The sequence below is a fragment of the Methylobacterium sp. WL119 genome (genome assembly GCF_008039875.1).
In the GTDB taxonomy this organism is placed as follows: Bacteria; Pseudomonadota; Alphaproteobacteria; order Rhizobiales; family Beijerinckiaceae; genus Methylobacterium.
This window is the reverse complement of sequence record NZ_VRUU01000101.1, coordinates 1-16,841: the sequence shown is the minus strand read 5'-3', so window position 1 is coordinate 16,841 and position 16,841 is coordinate 1. Positions and strand designations below refer to the sequence as shown.

At 69.5% G+C, this 16,841-nt stretch carries 13 protein-coding genes and 3 pseudogenes; 4 read left to right on the top strand and 12 right to left on the bottom strand.

Annotated features, from left to right (window positions below):
• Window positions 1–441: 441 nt before the first annotated feature.
• A complete protein-coding gene (locus FV227_RS23670; RefSeq protein ID WP_147860048.1) occupies window positions 442–1,044 on the bottom strand; it encodes a TetR/AcrR family transcriptional regulator in 603 nt (200 codons plus the stop codon).
• 538 nt (window positions 1,045–1,582) lie between these two features.
• Between FV227_RS23670 and FV227_RS23665 the strand changes: the two genes are divergently transcribed.
• A complete protein-coding gene (locus tag FV227_RS23665) occupies window positions 1,583–2,071 on the top strand; it encodes a response regulator (RefSeq protein WP_187274927.1) in 489 nt (162 codons plus the stop codon).
• 47 nt (window positions 2,072–2,118) lie between these two features.
• Here FV227_RS23665 and FV227_RS23660 read toward each other — a convergent pair.
• A pseudogene (locus FV227_RS23660) lies at window positions 2,119–2,199 on the bottom strand (IS5/IS1182 family transposase); the annotation flags it as partial.
• A gap of 234 nt (window positions 2,200–2,433) precedes the next feature.
• Here FV227_RS23660 and FV227_RS23655 point away from each other — a divergent pair.
• Window positions 2,434–3,768 (top strand): MFS transporter, encoded by a 1,335-nt coding sequence (locus FV227_RS23655; RefSeq protein WP_147860047.1) that lies wholly within the window; start codon window positions 2,434–2,436, stop codon window positions 3,766–3,768.
• A 244-nt stretch (window positions 3,769–4,012) separates the two neighbouring features.
• Here FV227_RS23655 and FV227_RS23650 read toward each other — a convergent pair whose 3' ends face one another.
• The 8 genes from FV227_RS23650 to FV227_RS23615 all read right to left on the bottom strand — a co-directional run bounded on the left by FV227_RS23650 (window position 4,013) and on the right by FV227_RS23615 (window position 12,427).
• Window positions 4,013–5,386, bottom strand: coding sequence for an LLM class flavin-dependent oxidoreductase (locus FV227_RS23650; RefSeq protein WP_147725707.1), 1,374 nt, complete (start codon window positions 5,384–5,386; stop codon window positions 4,013–4,015).
• Window positions 5,383–6,036, bottom strand: coding sequence for a methionine ABC transporter permease (locus FV227_RS23645; RefSeq protein ID WP_147860046.1), 654 nt, complete (start codon window positions 6,034–6,036; stop codon window positions 5,383–5,385). The genes FV227_RS23650 and FV227_RS23645 overlap by 4 nt, the downstream gene beginning before the upstream one ends.
• Entirely contained in the window at window positions 6,017–7,141 is a 1,125-nt protein-coding gene (locus FV227_RS23640) for an ATP-binding cassette domain-containing protein (protein ID WP_246686653.1), read from the bottom strand. Before FV227_RS23640 ends, FV227_RS23645 begins: the two co-directional genes overlap by 20 nt.
• 11 nt (window positions 7,142–7,152) lie before the next feature.
• The gene (locus tag FV227_RS23635; protein WP_147860045.1) at window positions 7,153–7,953 is read right to left on the bottom strand and encodes a MetQ/NlpA family ABC transporter substrate-binding protein; all 801 of its coding nucleotides are present in this window, start codon (window positions 7,951–7,953) and stop codon (window positions 7,153–7,155) included.
• A gap of 109 nt (window positions 7,954–8,062) precedes the next feature.
• On the bottom strand, window positions 8,063–8,863 hold the full coding sequence (locus tag FV227_RS23630) for a MetQ/NlpA family ABC transporter substrate-binding protein (RefSeq protein ID WP_246687887.1): 801 nt from the start codon (window positions 8,861–8,863) through the stop codon (window positions 8,063–8,065).
• A gap of 174 nt (window positions 8,864–9,037) precedes the next feature.
• The gene (locus FV227_RS23625) at window positions 9,038–10,375 is read right to left on the bottom strand and encodes an LLM class flavin-dependent oxidoreductase (protein WP_147860044.1); all 1,338 of its coding nucleotides are present in this window, start codon (window positions 10,373–10,375) and stop codon (window positions 9,038–9,040) included.
• Between the two features lie 14 nt (window positions 10,376–10,389).
• Window positions 10,390–11,433, bottom strand: coding sequence for an LLM class flavin-dependent oxidoreductase (locus FV227_RS23620; RefSeq protein WP_147725710.1), 1,044 nt, complete (start codon window positions 11,431–11,433; stop codon window positions 10,390–10,392).
• Window positions 11,434–11,437: 4 nt separating this feature from the next.
• Window positions 11,438–12,427: an ABC transporter substrate-binding protein gene (locus FV227_RS23615; protein ID WP_147725711.1), complete on the bottom strand. Its 990-nt coding sequence runs from the start codon at window positions 12,425–12,427 to the stop codon at window positions 11,438–11,440.
• Window positions 12,428–12,890: 463 nt separating this feature from the next.
• On the opposite strand from FV227_RS23615, the gene FV227_RS23610 reads away from it, so the two are divergent.
• On the top strand, window positions 12,891–14,111 hold the full coding sequence (locus FV227_RS23610; protein WP_147725712.1) for a monooxygenase: 1,221 nt from the start codon (window positions 12,891–12,893) through the stop codon (window positions 14,109–14,111).
• A gap of 13 nt (window positions 14,112–14,124) precedes the next feature.
• Window positions 14,125–14,876 (top strand): annotated as a pseudogene (locus FV227_RS23605) (NtaA/DmoA family FMN-dependent monooxygenase); the annotation flags it as partial.
• Between the two features lie 28 nt (window positions 14,877–14,904).
• On the opposite strand, the gene FV227_RS23600 reads toward FV227_RS23605, so the two are convergent.
• Entirely contained in the window at window positions 14,905–16,464 is a 1,560-nt protein-coding gene (locus FV227_RS23600) for a hypothetical protein (protein WP_187274926.1), read from the bottom strand.
• Between the two features lie 250 nt (window positions 16,465–16,714).
• A pseudogene (locus FV227_RS23590) lies at window positions 16,715–16,841 on the bottom strand (IS630 family transposase); the annotation flags it as partial.

Here is a 16,841-nt window from a genome sequence, read left to right as displayed (position 1 = left end):
AAGGTGGGGTGCGAGGACGTCCTCGAGGGGGACTCCCCGCGCGGGGGCCGGCATGGGGCGGGCCGGCGCTACCGCGCCTTGGCGGTGCTACCGCGCCTTGGCGGCGCGTTCCGCGGCCGGGTCGCGGGCCGGGGCCGCCTGCGCGGGGCGGAGTTCCGCATTCGTGCCGCGGACCTCCTCGAACCGGGCCATGCGGACGGCGCCGATGGCCCCAGGGTGATCCGCTCCTGCGCCGTCGCGTCCGTGGTGGCGCCCGGGAGGGCCGTCAGGCCGGCGGCTGCGAGGAGGGCGGCGGCCAGCGTCTTGGTGTGGTGAGGCATCGATTTTCTCCTTCCGGTTCGCGTTCCCCCCGCCGGCCCAGGGGAATGATGAGGATCAGAGTAGACCGGTCGTCTTGGTTTTGCGCAGCCACGCGTGCCGTTGCCGGCGCCGAGGGGATGATCAGTGCGACGCGAGGCCGAGGATGCGCCGCGTCGTGCCCAGGGCGGCCTCGAACGGGGCGTCGGTCCGCCCGATCTTCGCCATCAGGCTGGCGCCGAGCCAGACGTGATACAGGTCCTCGGCGGTCGTGTGCGGCTCGCTCGCGATCGTGAGCGAGCCCTCCGCCACGCCGGCCGCGATCGCTCGCGACAGGCGTTCGATGATCCCGGCGGTGCCTGCCTTCAGGGCGAGGCGCATGGCCTCGGACAGGTCCGAGACCTCCGCCGCGAGCTTCACCGCCAGGCACCTGCGCCGGTCGTCGATGCCCCCTTGCGTCGCCTGCCACTTCCGCCAGTAGGTCATCAGGCGGTCGGCCTGGCTCAGGCTCGGCTCGGCCAGCATCGCGTCGAGCTCGGCGAGGTAGGTGTCGAAGTAGTCCTCCAGAAGCGCCTCGCCGAACGCCTCCTTCGAGCCGAAGTAGTGGTAGAACGATCCCTTCGGCACGCCGGCCGAAGCGAGGATCTCGTTGAGCCCGACCCCGGAGAACCCCTTGGCGCCCACGAGGCCGTAGGCGGTGTCGAGGATGCCCTGGCGGGTGTCGGTCTGTGCGGTGACGCGTGCCATGACCGGGAGATAGCTCGGATTAGACCGGTCGTCTAGTCGGGCCGAAAAGATTTTTCCCGGCAGGGGACGCGGCGGGCGAGACGAAGTTCGGGGCGAGCGTTCGAGGCGGGGGCCGGAAGCGTTCCGGCATCGGCTGGAGCAGGCCCGTTCGCTCCGCCGCCAAGCGAAGGTGGCCGCGCTGACCCTTCGGCAGAAGGCGGAGCGGGCTCGCAGGCACGCCGTCTCCCCTCCGGAACCGCGACCGCGGCGTACGGACCGGTCGTTGCCTGACGTCGGAACCGCCGCGCCCGCCGACGCTCCATCCCCGTCCCGACCGCCCGCATCCGAGCAGGGTTCGGCCGGCCGGATATTGCCTTCCGCCATGCGCGATCGGACTTGGCGCACCGAGGATTCCGATCGCACCCGGATTAGGAGGTTTTCGTCGGGTGCGGTATCAGAGTTCGCGGCTTCGAACTCTTCGGAGCGGCCATCGCCATGCCGGAGTGCTCCGCAGCTCCTCGTCTTGACGACCTTGAGACGGACATCAGGAGCGTATTCGATGATCGGTGACGGCAGGCCTCTCGCCATCCTCATCGCGGAGGCGGACCAGCTCGTCCGCATGGTCACCGCCGACATGCTGACCGATCTCGGCTACCGGGCCATCGAGGTCGGCACCGCCGCTGAGGCGCTGGCGGTGCTCCAGGGACCGGACACCGTCCGCATGCTGATCACGGGGCGCAGCATCGTCGGCGACGGCGTCGCCCTCGTCCATCTCGTCCACCACCGCTGGCCCGGCGTCGGCATCATCGTCACCTCGGGCGCGGGCGCGGATCTTCGCAGCGCGCTGCCGCCGGGGACGCGCCTGCTCAGCAAGCCGTACAAGTTCGCCGACCTCATCCAGGAGGTCGAAGCCGGCCTGGGGCAGGTGCGGGACGAGCCCGCGACCGCGCCCGTGCTGCCGAGCGGCGTGCCGCCCCACCGGGGATTGGAGATGGGCAACGGCGTGGGCGCCCTCGCCGCCCCCTCGACCGAGCCGGACAAGTCCTAGCCGCCGCCCGCGGGATGCCCGGTCCGGATCGCCCGCCGCAGCGAAATTTCCCACGGCAGCCCCGTGCGCGGCCCGAACAGGATGCCCGTGAGGGCAGCCCGGTGCTCGATCGGACGACGCCCGCCCTGCAGCCAACGGAACGCGCCGTTCGCCGCGGGAATGCCGGCATAGGCGGCCGTCTGGATGCCAAGGTGGCGCACCGTGCTCACCGGCTTCGTGCGACGCGACATCGATCATCGTCGGGTCGCCGATGCGGTCGATGGCCTGATGCTGCGCGGCGACCCCGGCTTGCGCGGCGGCGGCGGTCGTGACCTGATGACCAGCCGGGTGATGCGCGCTCGGCCCCTGGTCGCGGAGCGGACATGCAGGCGTCACCCACTCCCTCCGCGGGCGTCGCCGATCAGTCGCGCCGCGCCGCGGTCGCCGCCTTCATCGGCACGACCATCGAGTGGTACGACTTCTTCATCTACGGCGTCGCCGCTGCGCTGGTGTTCGGCCCGCTGTTCTTCGCGGGCGAGACCCCGTTCCTCGGCACGCTGTCCGCGTTCGGCGCCTTCGCGGTCGGCTTCCTGGCGCGGCCGGCCGGCGGCCTCATCTTCGGCCACCTCGGCGACCGCTTCGGGCGCAAGCGCGCACTCATCGCCACGCTCGTCATGATGGGGCTGGCCACCAGCGCGATCGGGCTGCTGCCGACCTACGCCTCGGCCGGCATCTGGGCTCCGGTTGCCCTGGTGCTGCTGCGCCTCTTCCAGGGCATCGCGGTCGGCGGCGAGTGGGGCGGCGCCGTGCTGCTCGCCGCCGAGCACGCCCCCCGCGGGCGTAGCACGTACTTCGCCTCCTTCGCCCAGCTCGGCAGCCCGGCCGGGCAGATCCTCTCGCTGCTGGCGTTCCGCCTGGCCGGGCTGATGGACAAGGAGGCGTTCCTCGCCTGGGGCTGGCGCCTGCCGTTCCTTGCCAGCGTCGTGCTCCTGGCGGTGGGGTTCGTCATCCGGCTCGGCGTCGCGGAATCGCCGGCGTTCCAGGCCGCGCGGGCGGCCGATCGGGAGGCGCTCGCCCGGGCGGCGCCGATCCCGGAGGTGCTGCGCACGCAGCGCGGCCCGCTGCTGATGGCGATCGCCGCCAACACCTTCGCCATCGCCTCGGTGTATCTCTACCAGGTGTTCCTGATCACCTACGCCGTGCAGTACCTGCATATCGAGCGCGCGGTGATCCTCGATGCCCTTCTGATCACCGCCGGGGTGCAGTTCGTCGTCCAGCCGGTGGCCGCGCGCGTGGCCGAGCGGCTCGGCGACGAGAGCCGCTTCCTCCAGCTCTCGCTCCTTTGGTGCATCGTCACGCCCTACCCGCTGTTCCTGTTGCTGGAGACGCGCTCGTTCGCCGCGATCACGCTGGGCCTGTGCCTGATCCAGCTCGGTATCGCGAGCTTCTACGCGGTGGTGGCCGGCTACGTCGCCGGCGCCTTCCCGACCCGGGTGCGCTACACCGCCATCTCGATCGGCTACCAGTTCAGCGGCGCGGTGGCGGGGGGCCTGACGCCGATCGTCGGCACGGTGCTGGCGGAAGCCTCGGGTGGGGCGTGGCTGCCGATCGCGCTGTTCGGCACGACGCTCGCGGGCATCTCGCTTCTCGGCATCACGCTGCTGCGGCCGCATGTCCGGGCGCTGCGTCGCTGGGGCGAGGATGAGGCGGCGACCTGATCGCGGCTTGCCGGTCCCCGTTTCGCTTCGCCGCGCCGCTCGTTCCGCAGGACCGCCACCGTGATCGTGGGCGATACGTCATGTCGTCCGGCGGCAGGCCGGCCGGCGTCGCGGGCGAGGGCGCCGGCGACCCGTGAGATCCATCGCGGGGGACTCGCCTCGATCCGGCCGGAAGGGGGCCGGCCATCCGAGCCTCGCTGTTGTCGCAGCCGGGCTCTTCGGAATGGCGGCAGGACGCCTGCGGTCAGCCTCCGAGCGCGGCGGCGCCGCGATAGGCGTGTGCGGCGTGGCGGGCGGGCAGGCGGTCGCCCTGGCCGAACAGCTTGTTTCTGAGCGAGCCCGGCGTGTAGGCGGTCTTGTACAGGCCGCGGTCCTGGAGCTCGGGGATCACGAGGTCGATGAAATCCGAGAAGCTTTCCGGCACGACGAGGCGGCTGAGGTTGAACCCGTCCACCTCGCCCTCCTCGACCCAGGATTGCAGCTCGTCGGCGATGGACGCGGCGTCGCCGGTCAGCACCGCGTAGCGGCCGCCGAGGCCCATTTCCGAGAGCAGGTCGCGCTTGGTCAGCCCGCGCTTGGCCGCCGCGGCGGTGGCCGACTGGATCGCGTTGCCCGGGGCGTAGGGGATCGGCTCGTCGAGGCCGTAGCGGGCGAAATCGATGCCGGTGGAGGCGGAGAAGTGGGCGAGCCCGGCCTCGGCGCTGGCGTAGCGCATGTACTCGGCGCGCTTGTCCTCCGCCTCGGCACGGGTGCGGCCGGGGATGGCGGCGATGCCGATGAACACCTTCACGTCCTGCGGGTCGCGCCCGGCGGCGGCGGCCTCGGCGCGGATCGCGCGGACCGAATCGCGGGCCGACGTCTTGTCGCGCGCCGAGATGAACACGCACTCGGCGTGCCGTCCGGCGAAGGCCCGGCCGCGGCCGGAGGCGCCCGCCTGGTAGAGCACGGGCGTCCGCTGGGGCGAGGGTTCGCACAGGTGGTAGCCGTCGACCGCCAGAAACTCGCCGCGATGGGAGACCGGCCGGATCAGCGCCGGATCGCTGAACACCCGCGCCTCGCGATCCCGGCGCACCGCCGCGTCGTCCCAGCTTCCTTCCCAGAGCTTGTAGAGCACCTCGAGATACTCGTCGGCGTAATCGTAGCGCCTGTCGTGCGCCGGAAGCGCCTCGCCCCGGCCGCGATGGGCGCTCTCGAGGTAGCCGGTGACGATGTTCCAGCCGACCCGCCCGCCGGTGAGATGGTCCAGCGTCGAGAGGCGCCGGGCGAAGGTGTAGGGCGCCTCCGCGAAGACGTTGAGCGTGATGCCGAAGCCGAGATGCTCCGTCACCGCGGCCATGGCCGGAACGATCAGCGTCGGGTCGTTCACCGGCAGCTGCACGGCTTCCCGCGCCGTCACGTCGATGCCGCCGCCGTAGATGTCGTAGACGCCGAGGATGTCGGCGATGAACAGCCCGTCGAACAGGCCGCGCTCCAGAAGCTTCGCCTGGTCCGTCCAGTAGCGCAGGGTGTTGTACGCGGCCGAGCGGTCGCGCGGGTGGGTCCACAGGCCGTGGTTGATGTGGCCGACGCAGTTCATGTTGAACGCGTTGAGCCGGATCTGCTTTCGGCCGTCGCTCATCGCGCCCGGAGCCTCCGCACGACGCTGTCGCCCGTGAATTGCACGAGGCAGACGAGAACGATCAGGATCGCGATCACCACCGACATCACGGTCGTGTCGAAGCGCTGGTAGCCGTAGCGGATCGCCACGTCGCCGAGCCCGCCCGCGCCGACCGCACCGGCCACGGCCGACGCGCCGATCATCGACACGACGGTGATGGTGAAGCCGCCGACGATCCCCGGCAGGGCTTCGGGCAGCAGCACGTGGAGCAGGATGTGGCGACGGCGGCAGCCGATGGACTGGGCCGCCTCGACCAGCCCGGGATCGACCTCCCGCAGCGAGACCTCGGCGATCCGCGCGAAGAACGGCGTCGCGCTCACCGCCAGCGGCACGATGGCGGCCCAGACGCCGATCGTGGTTCCGACGACGAGCCGGGTGAACGGGATCAGCGCGACCAGCAGCACGATGAAGGGCACGGCGCGGAAGCCGTTCACGACGAGGCCGACCAAGTGGTTCGCCGGCGGCGCCGGGAAGATGCCGCCCGGCCCGGAGGTGACGAGGAACAGCGCGAGCGGGATGCCGGCGACCACCGCGATCCCCGCCGAGACCCCCACCATGAACATCGTGTCGAACGCCGCCTGCCAGAGGCGGTCAATCATCTGCGGCGACATAGCCGATCCCCTCGACGGTTTCCCCGATGGCCCTCAGCCGGGCCTCCGCCTGCATCCCCTCGGCGGCGATCAGCAGGCGGCCGACGGCATGCCCCTGGATGCGCTCGACGCCCGCCTGCAGAAGCCGCACCGATCCCCCCGTCGCCGCGACGAGGGCCGACAGGTCGGGCGCGGAACGCCCGGCATAGGTGATCCGCAGCACGGCCTGCGCGCCCGGCGCGGGATGCGACAGGAGCCGCTGCGCCAGGTCGTCCGGCACGTCGCGGGTGAGGGGCGCCAGCAGCGCCCGGGTCGCCGGGTGCTCGGGCGCGCCGAACACGCGCCAGACCGGGCCGGATTCGGCGATCCGCCCGGCTTCCAGCACGACGACGTCGGTGCAGATCTCGCGGATCACGCTCATCTCGTGGGTGATGAGGATGATGGTCAGGCCGAGCCGCCGGTTGATGTGCCGCAGCAGGCCGAGGATCGACAGGGTGGTCTCCGGGTCCAGCGCCGAGGTCGCCTCGTCGCAGAGCAGGATCTCGGGGTCGCTGACCAGGGCGCGGGCGATGCCGACGCGCTGCTTCTGCCCGCCCGAGAGGCGCGACGGATAGGTCTCGGCCTTGCCCTCCAGGCCGACGAGGCGCAGCGCCTCCGCGACCCGCCGGTCGACCTCCGCCCTGACGACGCCGGCCACCTTGAGCGGCAGGGCCACGTTCTGCCGGACGGTCTTGGCCGACAGGAGGTTGAAGTGCTGGAAGATCATGCCGATGCGGCGGCGCAGGGCCACGAGACCGTCCGTGCGCAGGGCCTCGATGGGCTCGCCGTCGACCAGCACGCGGCCCGATGTGGGCTCCTCCAGCCGGTTGACAGTCCGGAGCAGGGTCGACTTGCCGGCACCCGAGCGGCCGATGATGCCGAAGATCGCGCCGGACGAGACGTCGAGGCTGACGTCGTCGAGGGCGCGGACCTCGCCGCCCGCGGAGCGATAGGTCTTCGCGACGTTCTCGAACCGCACCGTGCCGACGCCGCGCCGGGCCGCGTCTTCCCGGGCCACCGGGACCGCGTTTGCGCCCGTCGCCTTCGGCGCGGCCGGATCGATCGATCCGAGACTGTCCAGAGCCAAGCTCGCCATCGTCAGTTCTGCCACGCGAGCAGGTACAGCTTGTCGCTGCCGGCAAAGGATTTGTCGATCTGCTGCTTCACGGCCTCGGAGTTCTGGAAGATCTGGACGAATTTCCGGATCGTCGGATCGTCCTTGCGAGCGGCCTTCGTGACGAAGCTCACCGCGAAGAGCTTGTCCTCGATCCCGGAATAGATCAGCCCGCTCGTCGGATCGAAGGCACCGGCGGCGACGATGAAATGCGGATACCCCTGCGCGAGATCGACATCGCCGGTGATCCGCACCAGTTGCGGCCCCTCGACCTCGGTGAATTTCAGCGTCCTCGGGTTCTCGACGATGTCGTCGACGGTGCCGAGGAAGCCGACATCGTCCTTGAGCTTGATGAGGCCGGCCTTCTGCAGCAGCAGCAGGCCTCGGCCCTGGTTCACCGGATCGTTGGCGATGGCGACCTTGCCCCCCACCGGGACCTGGTCGAGGCTCTTATGCTTGAGCGAGAACAGGCCGATGTTCTGCAGGATGCCGAGCCCGACGATGTCGAACCGGTAGCCCTTCTGCTTCGCGGCGTTCTCCATGAAGGGACGATGCTGGAAGAAGTTCAGATCGATGTCGCCCCCGTCGAGGGCGACGTTGGGCGTCGTCCAGTCGCTGAACTCGATCACCTTCACGTCGATGCCCTGCGCCTTGGCCTCCTTGGCGGCCGCGGTGACGGCGTCGCTGTAGGCGCCCGGCACGGTGCCGATCTTCAAGGTCTCGGCCTGGGCCGCCATCGCGCCCATGGACAAGAGAACGACGGCGAAAGTCTTCAGGAAGCGCATCGGTCGTGGACTCCTGTCGCTCGGCCCGGCGAAGCCGGGGCAGCGGGCGGGGATGAGGGGGCAGAGGGTCGATCGGTGGGCCGGAGCGGCCTCGCCTGGGCCGTGCCGGTCAGGACGGGCGGACGGGGACGACCGAGCCGCGGTAGCGTTTGCGGATGAAATCCGCGACCTCGGCCGAGGTCAGCAGGGTTCCGAGGCGCAACACGCGGGGATCCTTCGCCAGGCCCTCCGTCGTGACGAGGACGTTCGCGTAGGGGTTGCCCTCGGCCCGTTCGAGCGCCAGCGCATCCCGCGCAGGCTCCAGCCCCGCTTCCAGCGCGTAGTTGCCGTTGATGACCGCGAGCGCCACGTCGTCGAGGGAGCGCGGCAGTTGCGGGGGCGCGATCTCGACGAACCGGAAGCTCTTCGGGTTCTCGACGATGTCGTCCACCGTCGCGTTCACGTCCGCCTCCGTCGCCCGCAGCCGGATCAGGCCGTTGGCCTGAAGCAGCGACAGCCCGCGGTGGGTGTTCGAGACGTTGTTCGACAGGGAGACGACCCCGCCGGCCGGCAGATCCGCGAGCGCCTTGGCCCGGCGGCTGTACAATCCCAGTGGCTCGACATGCACCGCCGCCACGACGGCGAAGCGCATCCCCATGGCGGCCTCCTCCGAGCGGAGGAAGGGGACGTGCTGGAAGAAGTTGGCGTCGGCGTCGCCGTCACGCAGCAGGGCGTTCGGGCGCAGATCGCCCGAGATCTCGATCACCTTCAGCGGCAGGTCGGGGGCGAGCGTGTCGCCGACGAATTCGAGGATCTCCGCATGCGGCAGCGAGGAGGCCACGACCCGCAGGGGCGCCGACGCGGCGCGGGCCGGCCCGACGCAAAGGGCCAGGGCGCCGGACAGGAAGACGCGACGGGTCGATGCAGGCACGGCGCACGCTTTTCGATGGAATTTCGATGATGAAGACTGGTCTTGGTATCTCGAAACGAAGGTCTCGCATCAAGAGCAGCGATTGCCGAATTTCGGCCCGTTCGAAGGGGATCGTCGCCGTGTTTCGCGGCGGGAGGATAGCGATGTTCTCCCGGCCCCTTGCCGCGACGGGGCTCACGCCGAAGCGGCGGCCCCCGTCGCGGCGAAGCGGCTGGCAGGGCGCGCGAGGCCGAGATGATCCCGCAGGGTGGTCCCGGCGTAGTCGCGCCGGAACAGGCCGCGCCGCTGGAGGATCGGCACGACCGCGTCCACGAAGGTCTCCAGGCCGTCCGGAAGCACGTCCGGCATCAGGTTGAAGCCGTCCGCCGCGCCGGCCCGGAACCAGGCCTCGATGTCGTCGGCGATCGCCTCCGGCGTGCCCGCGACGATGCGGTGGCCGACGCCGCCGCCCAGGGCCCGCAGGAGCTGGCGTACCGTCAGCGCGTCTCGGCGCGCGAGCGCGACGGTGCCGAGGAACATCGTGTGGTTGGCATCCGGCGGCAGCGGCAGCGGATCGGGCAGCGGCTTGTCGAGGTCGAGGCGGGCAGGATCGATCCGCAGCGTGCCCGCGAGGCGCGCGAGGCTGTACTCCACCGGCACGAGGTCCCAGAGCGCGTCCTGGCGCCGCCGCGCCTCGGCTTCGGTGGAGCCGATCACGGTGGCGAGGCCCGGCAGGACGACCAGCGCGTCGGCCCCCCGTCCGTAGCGCGCTGCCCGCGCGCGCAGGTCGCGGGCGTAGGCGGCGCCGTCCTCGATCGTCTGGGCCAGGGAGAACACCGCGTCGGCGGTGGCGGCGGCGAGCTCGCGCCCATCCTCCGAACCGCCGGCCTGGAAGGTCATCGGGCGTCCCTGCGGGCTGCGCGGCACCGTGAGCGGCCCGGCGACCGAATAGTGCGTGCCGCGATGTTTCACGGCGTGGACCTTGGCGGCGTCGACGAAGCGGCCGCTCGCCCTGTCGCCGACGAACGCGTCGTCCTCCCAGCTGTCCCACAGGGCGTGGACGAGGTCGGTGAACTCCCGCGCCCGGGCATAGCGCGCGCCGTGCGCCGAGGCGCCCGCGAAGCCGAAGTTGCGGCCGGCGGCGGCATCGGCCGTCGTCACCACGTTCCACCCGGCCCGGCCGCGGCTCACGAGGTCGAGGCTCGCGAAGCGGCGGGCGAGGTTGTAGGGCTCGTTGTAGGTCGTCGAGGCGGTGGCCACGAGGCCGACATGGCGCGTCGCCGCCGCCACGGCCGCGAGCACCACGGTCGGCTCGAGGGCGTTGAACGGCCGGTGGTCGATCCGGTCGTTGATCGCGGGCGTGTCGGCCAGGAAGATCGCGTCGAGCTTGCCGCGCTCCGCGATCCGAGCGACGCGCACGAAGTGGTCGATGTCGACGAAGGCGTCTGGCCGGCTGTCCGGCAGGCGCCAGGCGGACGGGTAGACGCCCGAATGCAGCAGGTTGACGTTGAGGTGCAGCTGGCGGCCGCTCATCGATGGTCTCCGGTTCAGCGCACGCGCGGCAGGATCTGCTCGGCGAAGCGGCGCATCTCCGCCTCGAACGGCTGGAACTGCAGCATGAACAGGTCGATGCCGGCGGCGTGGAAGGCGCGGATGCGCTCGGCCACCGTGTCGTAGCTGCCGACCAGCCCGGCGGCGGTGCCGCCATTGGTTCCGACGTGCCGCGAGGCGGCGGCATCGGTCTTGGCGAACATCACGCTCGCCTGATCGGTCCGGGCGCGGGTGTCGGCCCGCAACGGCGCGTCGCGCTCTGCGAGGGCGAGGAGGCGGGCATGCTCGGCTTGCGCCTCGGCATCGGTGTCCCTGGCGATCACGAAGGCCGAAAGCCCGTAGCGCAAGGGGCCGTTGGCGGCGGGACGCTGGCGCAGGTCGGCGATCAAGGCCGCGACGTCCCGCAGCGGTTGGCCGTTGATGAACCACACGTCGGCGTGGTCGGCCGCCAACGCCCGGGCCGGCTCGGATTCGCCGCCGAGATAGATGGTCGGCCGCGGCCGGAAGGTGCCGGCCGGGCGGAGCCGATACTCCTCGACCTGGAAGTGCGCACCCGCGAAGGTCACGGTCTCCCCGCGCATCAGCCGGTCCACGAGGCCGATCCATTCGCGGCCGTAGGCGTAGCGGTCGTCATGGGCCGGAAAGGGCAGGCCGGCCCGCTCGAACTCCGCCTTGTTCCACGCATTCACCAGGTTCAGGGCGAAGCGCCCGCCGCTGATATGCTCGATCTGCAGCGCCATCTTGGCGAGCACCACCGGGTGGTACAGTCCCGGCTTGATCGCCGCGATGATCTCGATGCGCCGGGTCAGCGCCGCGAGCGCCGCCGCTCCGGTCCAGGCCTCGAGCTGGTCGCGCCCGGAATCGTAGGGGTTCATCGTGTGCTGGGCGACCAGCACCGCGTCGAAGCCGAGCGCCTCCGCCTCGAGCACCAGGGCGCGGTTGCGCTCCCAGCCGGCATCGTCCGGCTCGTCGGGATCGTGGTGGGAGGCGCGGGAGCCGTGGACGGCGGCCCAGATGCCGAAACGGGGAGCATGGGCCACGGCGTCAGCCCCGGCCGACGGGGGGCTGGAAGATCGGCACGTCGGTGGCGTCGATCCGGCGCGGGATGAGCTTGGCCTCGTAGAACACGTCGGCGATGGCCTGCTGCTCGCCGAGCTGGGCGCGCTCCACCGGCTCGACGGCGTAGGTCCGGCGGCTGTTGGCTGCGGCGACGACCGCGGGCGGCAGGTCGCCCCAGATCGGGGCGAGCAGCGCCACGGCCGCCTCCGGGTTCGCCTTCATCCAGGCACCGGCCTCCACCAGGGAGCGGTAGACGGTCGCCACCACCTCGGGCTGTGCCGCGACGAAGCTGTCGTTCGCCAGATAATAGCGGTGGTAGCTCGTCAGCCCGCCGCCGTCGGCGATGACCCGCACCGGGCGCTTGGCCTCCGCGAAGGCCAGAAACGGGTCCCAGATCGACCAGGCGTCGAGGCTGCCCTGATCGAAGGCGACGGCTCCGTCCGGCGCCTGGAGGTAGGCGGGCTTGATGTCGGCGAACGTCAGGCCGGCGCGCCTGAGCGCGGCGGCCAGCACGTAATGGCTCCCCGAGCCGCGGGAGACGCCGACCGTCTTGCCCTTCAGTTCGGCCACGGTCCGGATCGGGGACCCGGCCGGGACGATGATCGCCTCGGCCGCGGGCGCGCCCCGCTCGCGGGCGTAGAAGGTGAGCGGCGCCTTGGCCGACTGGGTGAAGATCGGCACGGCGTCGGCGACGTCCGCATGAATATCCACGGCGCCGGCATTCATCGGCTCGATCACGCTGGTGAACAGGTGCCAGGACGGCGTGAAGCCCAGCGGGGCGAGCCGCTCGGCGAGCGTGCCCTTCACCTTCAGCACCGTGAACAGCACCGACGAGCGCTGCATGCTGATCTTCACCTCGCGCGGCGCCGCGCGTACGGCCGGCGCACCGAGCGCCAGGGCAGCGGCTCCGCCGAGCCCGGTGCGGAGGAGCGAACGGCGGGAGGGCGCGATCCGCCACGGGGTCTCGTCGGTCATCGAAGGCTCGCACATCGGCTGGAAGGCGGGAGAGAGGCCGATACGGCGGCGGCCACGCCGTCTCGGGCCCGCCCGCCGCTCGCCGGCTCGCGTATTGAAGTCGAGCAAGGGCGTCGGATCAAGAAACCACGGTTTCGATTTTCCCCGGATGCGTGGAAGCGCCTTCTTCGATCGGCTTGTCGGAGAGCATACGTCTCCTGTCTGTTCGTGAGCGGCGGTATACGGACAATACTGAGATCCTGCCGAGCGATCGGTCCAAGCTTGATGATCCAGATCTGGACTGGGAAACCGTCTTCTTTCCTGTCGGCACAGATCGAAACGAAATTACCTTGTCCTCCTCAAAGCCAGGGCAGACATTCCAAAAACATGTGCTTGCACGATGCTCGGCTTGAGGTCGGAGGGCAATTCATCGATTTATCGGTCACTCTGTCGCGCAGTCGGCCGGAATCGGGAAATCGTGTTCATGTCTCAGACGGATGCAGGCTGGGGTGCGGGGCCGAGCGGGCGCTACGAAGAGCTCGCGGACCGGTTCCGCCCGGTCCTCGCCGAGATCCGCGCCACGGCGATCGAGCGGGACCGCAGCCGTCGCCTGCCTCATGCCGAGATCGGCTGGTTGCGGGAAGCCAACTTCACCACCCTGCGCCTCGCGCCGGCCGAGGGCGGCCACGGCGCGAGCCTGCCCGAGCTGTTCGCCCTGCTGGTCGAGCTATCGGCCGCGGATTCCAATGTCACCAATGCGCTCCGGGCCCATTTCGGCTTCACCGAGGATGCGCTCTGCTCGTCGTCGCCGGAATGGCGCGCGGCCTGGATCGGGCGGATCGGAGCCGGCGAGACCATCGGCAGCGGCGTCTCGGAAACGGGGCCGGCCAAGGTCGGCGCCTTCGACACGGTGGTGCGCCGGCGTGACGGCGCCCATGTGGTGGATGGCCGGAAATTCTACACGACCGGCTCGCTGTTCGCGGACTACATCCACCTCTCGGCCGAGGACGAAGCGGGCGGCCCGGTCACCGCGGCGGTGCCCGCGCGCGCGCCCGGCGTGACCATCGTCGACGATTGGGACGGATTCGGGCAGGCGCTCACCGCCAGCGGCACCGCGACCTTCGAGGGCGTGGTGCTCGATCCGGGCCTGATCAAGCCCGATCCCGCCCGCTTCCCCTATGCCATGGCGTTCTTCCAGCTCGTGCACCTGGCGACGCTGGCGGGCGTCGGCCGGGCTGCGGCCGACGACGTGGCGCGGCTGGTGGCCGAGCGGACCCGCGTCTACAGCCACGGCAATGCCGGGCGGACGGCCGACGATCCGCAGATCCAGGCGGTCGTGGGCCGCGTTCGGGCCAACGCCTACGCGGCGGGCGCGATCGTGCTCAAGGCCGCCGAGGCGCTGCAGAGGGTTTACGACGCGCACCGTGCCGGATCGCCGGATGCGGAGCGACAGGCGACGCTCGCCGATGTCGAGGTCAACCAGGCGGTCGGCGTGGTCACCGACCTGATCCTGACCGCGACGACCTGCCTGTTCGACGCGCTCGGCGCCTCCGCGGTCAAGGTCGGAACCGGGCTCGATCGCTACTGGCGCAACGCCCGCACCATCGCCTCGCACAATCCGCGGATCTACCGGGACCGCTCCGTCGGCGCCTTCGCGATCTCCGGCGCGGCGCCGCCGCGCCAATATCGCGTCGGATCGGCGTGAGGCGGCGACGGGCATGGGACGCCGCGACCGCATGCGCCTGGGCGCGTTCCTGTATCCCGGCGGACACCATGTCGCCGCAGGCGGCATCCGTCGTTGCAGGCCGATGCCGGGATCAACGCCGCCCATGACCGGCAGATCGCCCGCACGGCCGAGGCGGCGAAGTTCGACCTGATCCTCCTCGCCGACGGGGTCAGCGTCCGCGGCGACGACCTCGACGCCCTGAGCCGGACGGCGATCCGCTATGTCGGCCAGTTCGAGCCCTTGACCCTGCTGTCTCACCTCTCGGCGGTCACGGAGCGCATCGGCCTCGTGGCGACCGCGTCCACGACCTACAACGAGCCGTTCCACGTCGCGCGCAAGTTCGCCTTCCTCGACCATCTGAGCGGCGGCCGCGCGGGCTGGAACCTCGTTACCTCCGCCGACCCGCGCGAGGCCTGGAATTTCAGCCACGCGAGCCACCTCGCCCATGCCAACCGATCCGCCAGGGCGGAGGAGTTCGTCGATGTCGTGCGCGGCCTGTGGGATTCCTACGCGGACGACGCCTTCGTGCGCGATCGCGAATCCGGGCGCTTCTTCGATCCCGAAAGGCTGCACCTCCACGCGCACGAGGGGGCGCATGTTTCGGTGCGCGGCCCCCTCAACGTGCCGCGTGCGCCGCAGGGGCATCCGGTCGTGGTGCAGGCCGGCTCCTCGGAAGCCGGCAAGGCGCTCGCCGCCCGCACCGCCGAGGTGATCGTCACGGCCGAGCAGACGCTGGAGGACGCGGCCGCTGGGAGACGCCATTCCGGACAGCCTAGGCCGCCAGCCTGCGCGCTTGCGCGGCGGTCGGATCGACCGTCAGGGCGATTTGACCCGATGGCGGGGCGGTCTGCACCGTGCTTTCGGCAGCCGGGCTGACGCCGAAGGTCGACAGCGCCGCGACGAGCTGCGACGCCTGCGTCTGGGTTCCGGGATCGATGGCGGCCGCGCCGTTCGAGACCGGCGACGGGTTCGTCCGGAACCGCAAGGCGACGTCCGCGATGTCGCCGCGAGAGCCGTCGGCCCACGTGAACCTCCCGTCGGCCAAGATCGTGTTTCCGTGATCGGGGCGACCATCCGGCGTGGCGTTCAGATCGATAGACACGATGCCCAGATCGCCCAGGGAGTGGAGCGAACCGGGGTCCGATACCGCGGTCCCGGACGCATCGACCCAGACCTTCAGGTTGCTCCAGCCCGCATCATGCGCATCGAGCACGCTGTCATGGTTCGTATCCGCGGCTCGTAGGGCTTCGAAGGTCGGCACGAGATCGGCAGCATCGGTCGGGGTCTGGGCACCGCTCGGAAGGTCGACGAGATAGCCTTCGCCTGGCGTTCCCCATCCTGTCTGAACCCGGCGGCCGTCGTTCCCCATATCGAAGCGCGCGGGCGAATGGTCGGCGTTCACGGTCTGAACGCCGTCATGGGCGAGGTTGAGGATCAGCGGGTCATCAATGCCACCAAATGAACCGTCGTCGCCGCCGTCCCCGTAGTCACCACCGTCACCGCCGTCGGGATCGAAGCCATCCCCCAGATAGCTTGGATCTCCTTCATTGCTGTAATAGGCATTGTCGTACGGAGCATTACCCTCGTAATCGCTCATTGCATCAGCCGGACTGGGAGTTGAAATCTGATCTCCTGGCGCCAGCGAGTATCCATCTCCTGTTCCGTTGAGAGACGCCTGCGTTTGGGGGCCGAAGAAGATCCCGGTGGTCTGGTGATCGATCGCATCCGAATTCTCGCGGTCATCGCTGACATTGAGTGTGTCGGGATTACCGTCTGTATTTCCGACGTAGATGCGTTCGTCGGCGCCCCCGTTGATGGTGTTTCCCCCGCCATGGACGGCAATGCTGTCGCCGGTGTTGAGATTGATCGTATTACCAGAGCCGTCGATGTTCGCGGCCGAGTTGGCGGTGAGGTTGATGCCTTCACCCGATCCACTGATGACCTCGTTCACGACCCCGGGCGCGGTGTTGACGGTCGAGCCGCTGTCGCCGAGCGTCAAGGTCTGCTGGTTGTTGATAAGGCCGACAGTGCCGCCACCGTTGACGGTAGCCGTAGTTCCAACACCAAGTAGGTTGACAATATCGCTGCCGTTGTCTCCGTCTATTGTGTTTTCTTTTCCATCCACGACGACTGTTGTTCCACTGTCTCCCAGAGCTTGAATATGATTATTTGAGCAATTTATAGTAACGGAAGCACCAGAAGCAACATCGATTTCTTCATTGCTGGCATTGATGGTCGCTGTTTGAGCGGAAATAAACGCATGCGTGGTTCCACTCGCATCTGTCCATATCACTGTTGGGTTTGAGGCTGGATCATCCGCCGTTGCCGACAAGGCTGTAATGTTTGTATTACTAGCTATTGTCGAATTTGTTTGGTTTTCTGTACTCTGTAAAACTGTTCCCGGATTAGATTAAGGAGGCTCTGCAGTAGCTATACTGTTCAATGTATCGATAGATTTACTCAAATAATCGCCAACTGAGTTCAATACATTGGAGTTAGCAGAGCCTATCTGGCTTTCTAGATTGTTGAAGGCGTTTGTAATTTGATCAATATGATTTAGCGCTAAACCTGTGGCATCTGCGCTAGTGGTACGAGTCTAACACTTGGTGCCCGCGCTTTGCGGCCTGGATGATGCGATCCGGGTCGGCGGTCCAGACGAAGGGCTTCGGATTGCCGTTGCTCTCGGCGATGAAGCGTTTGATGGCGGCC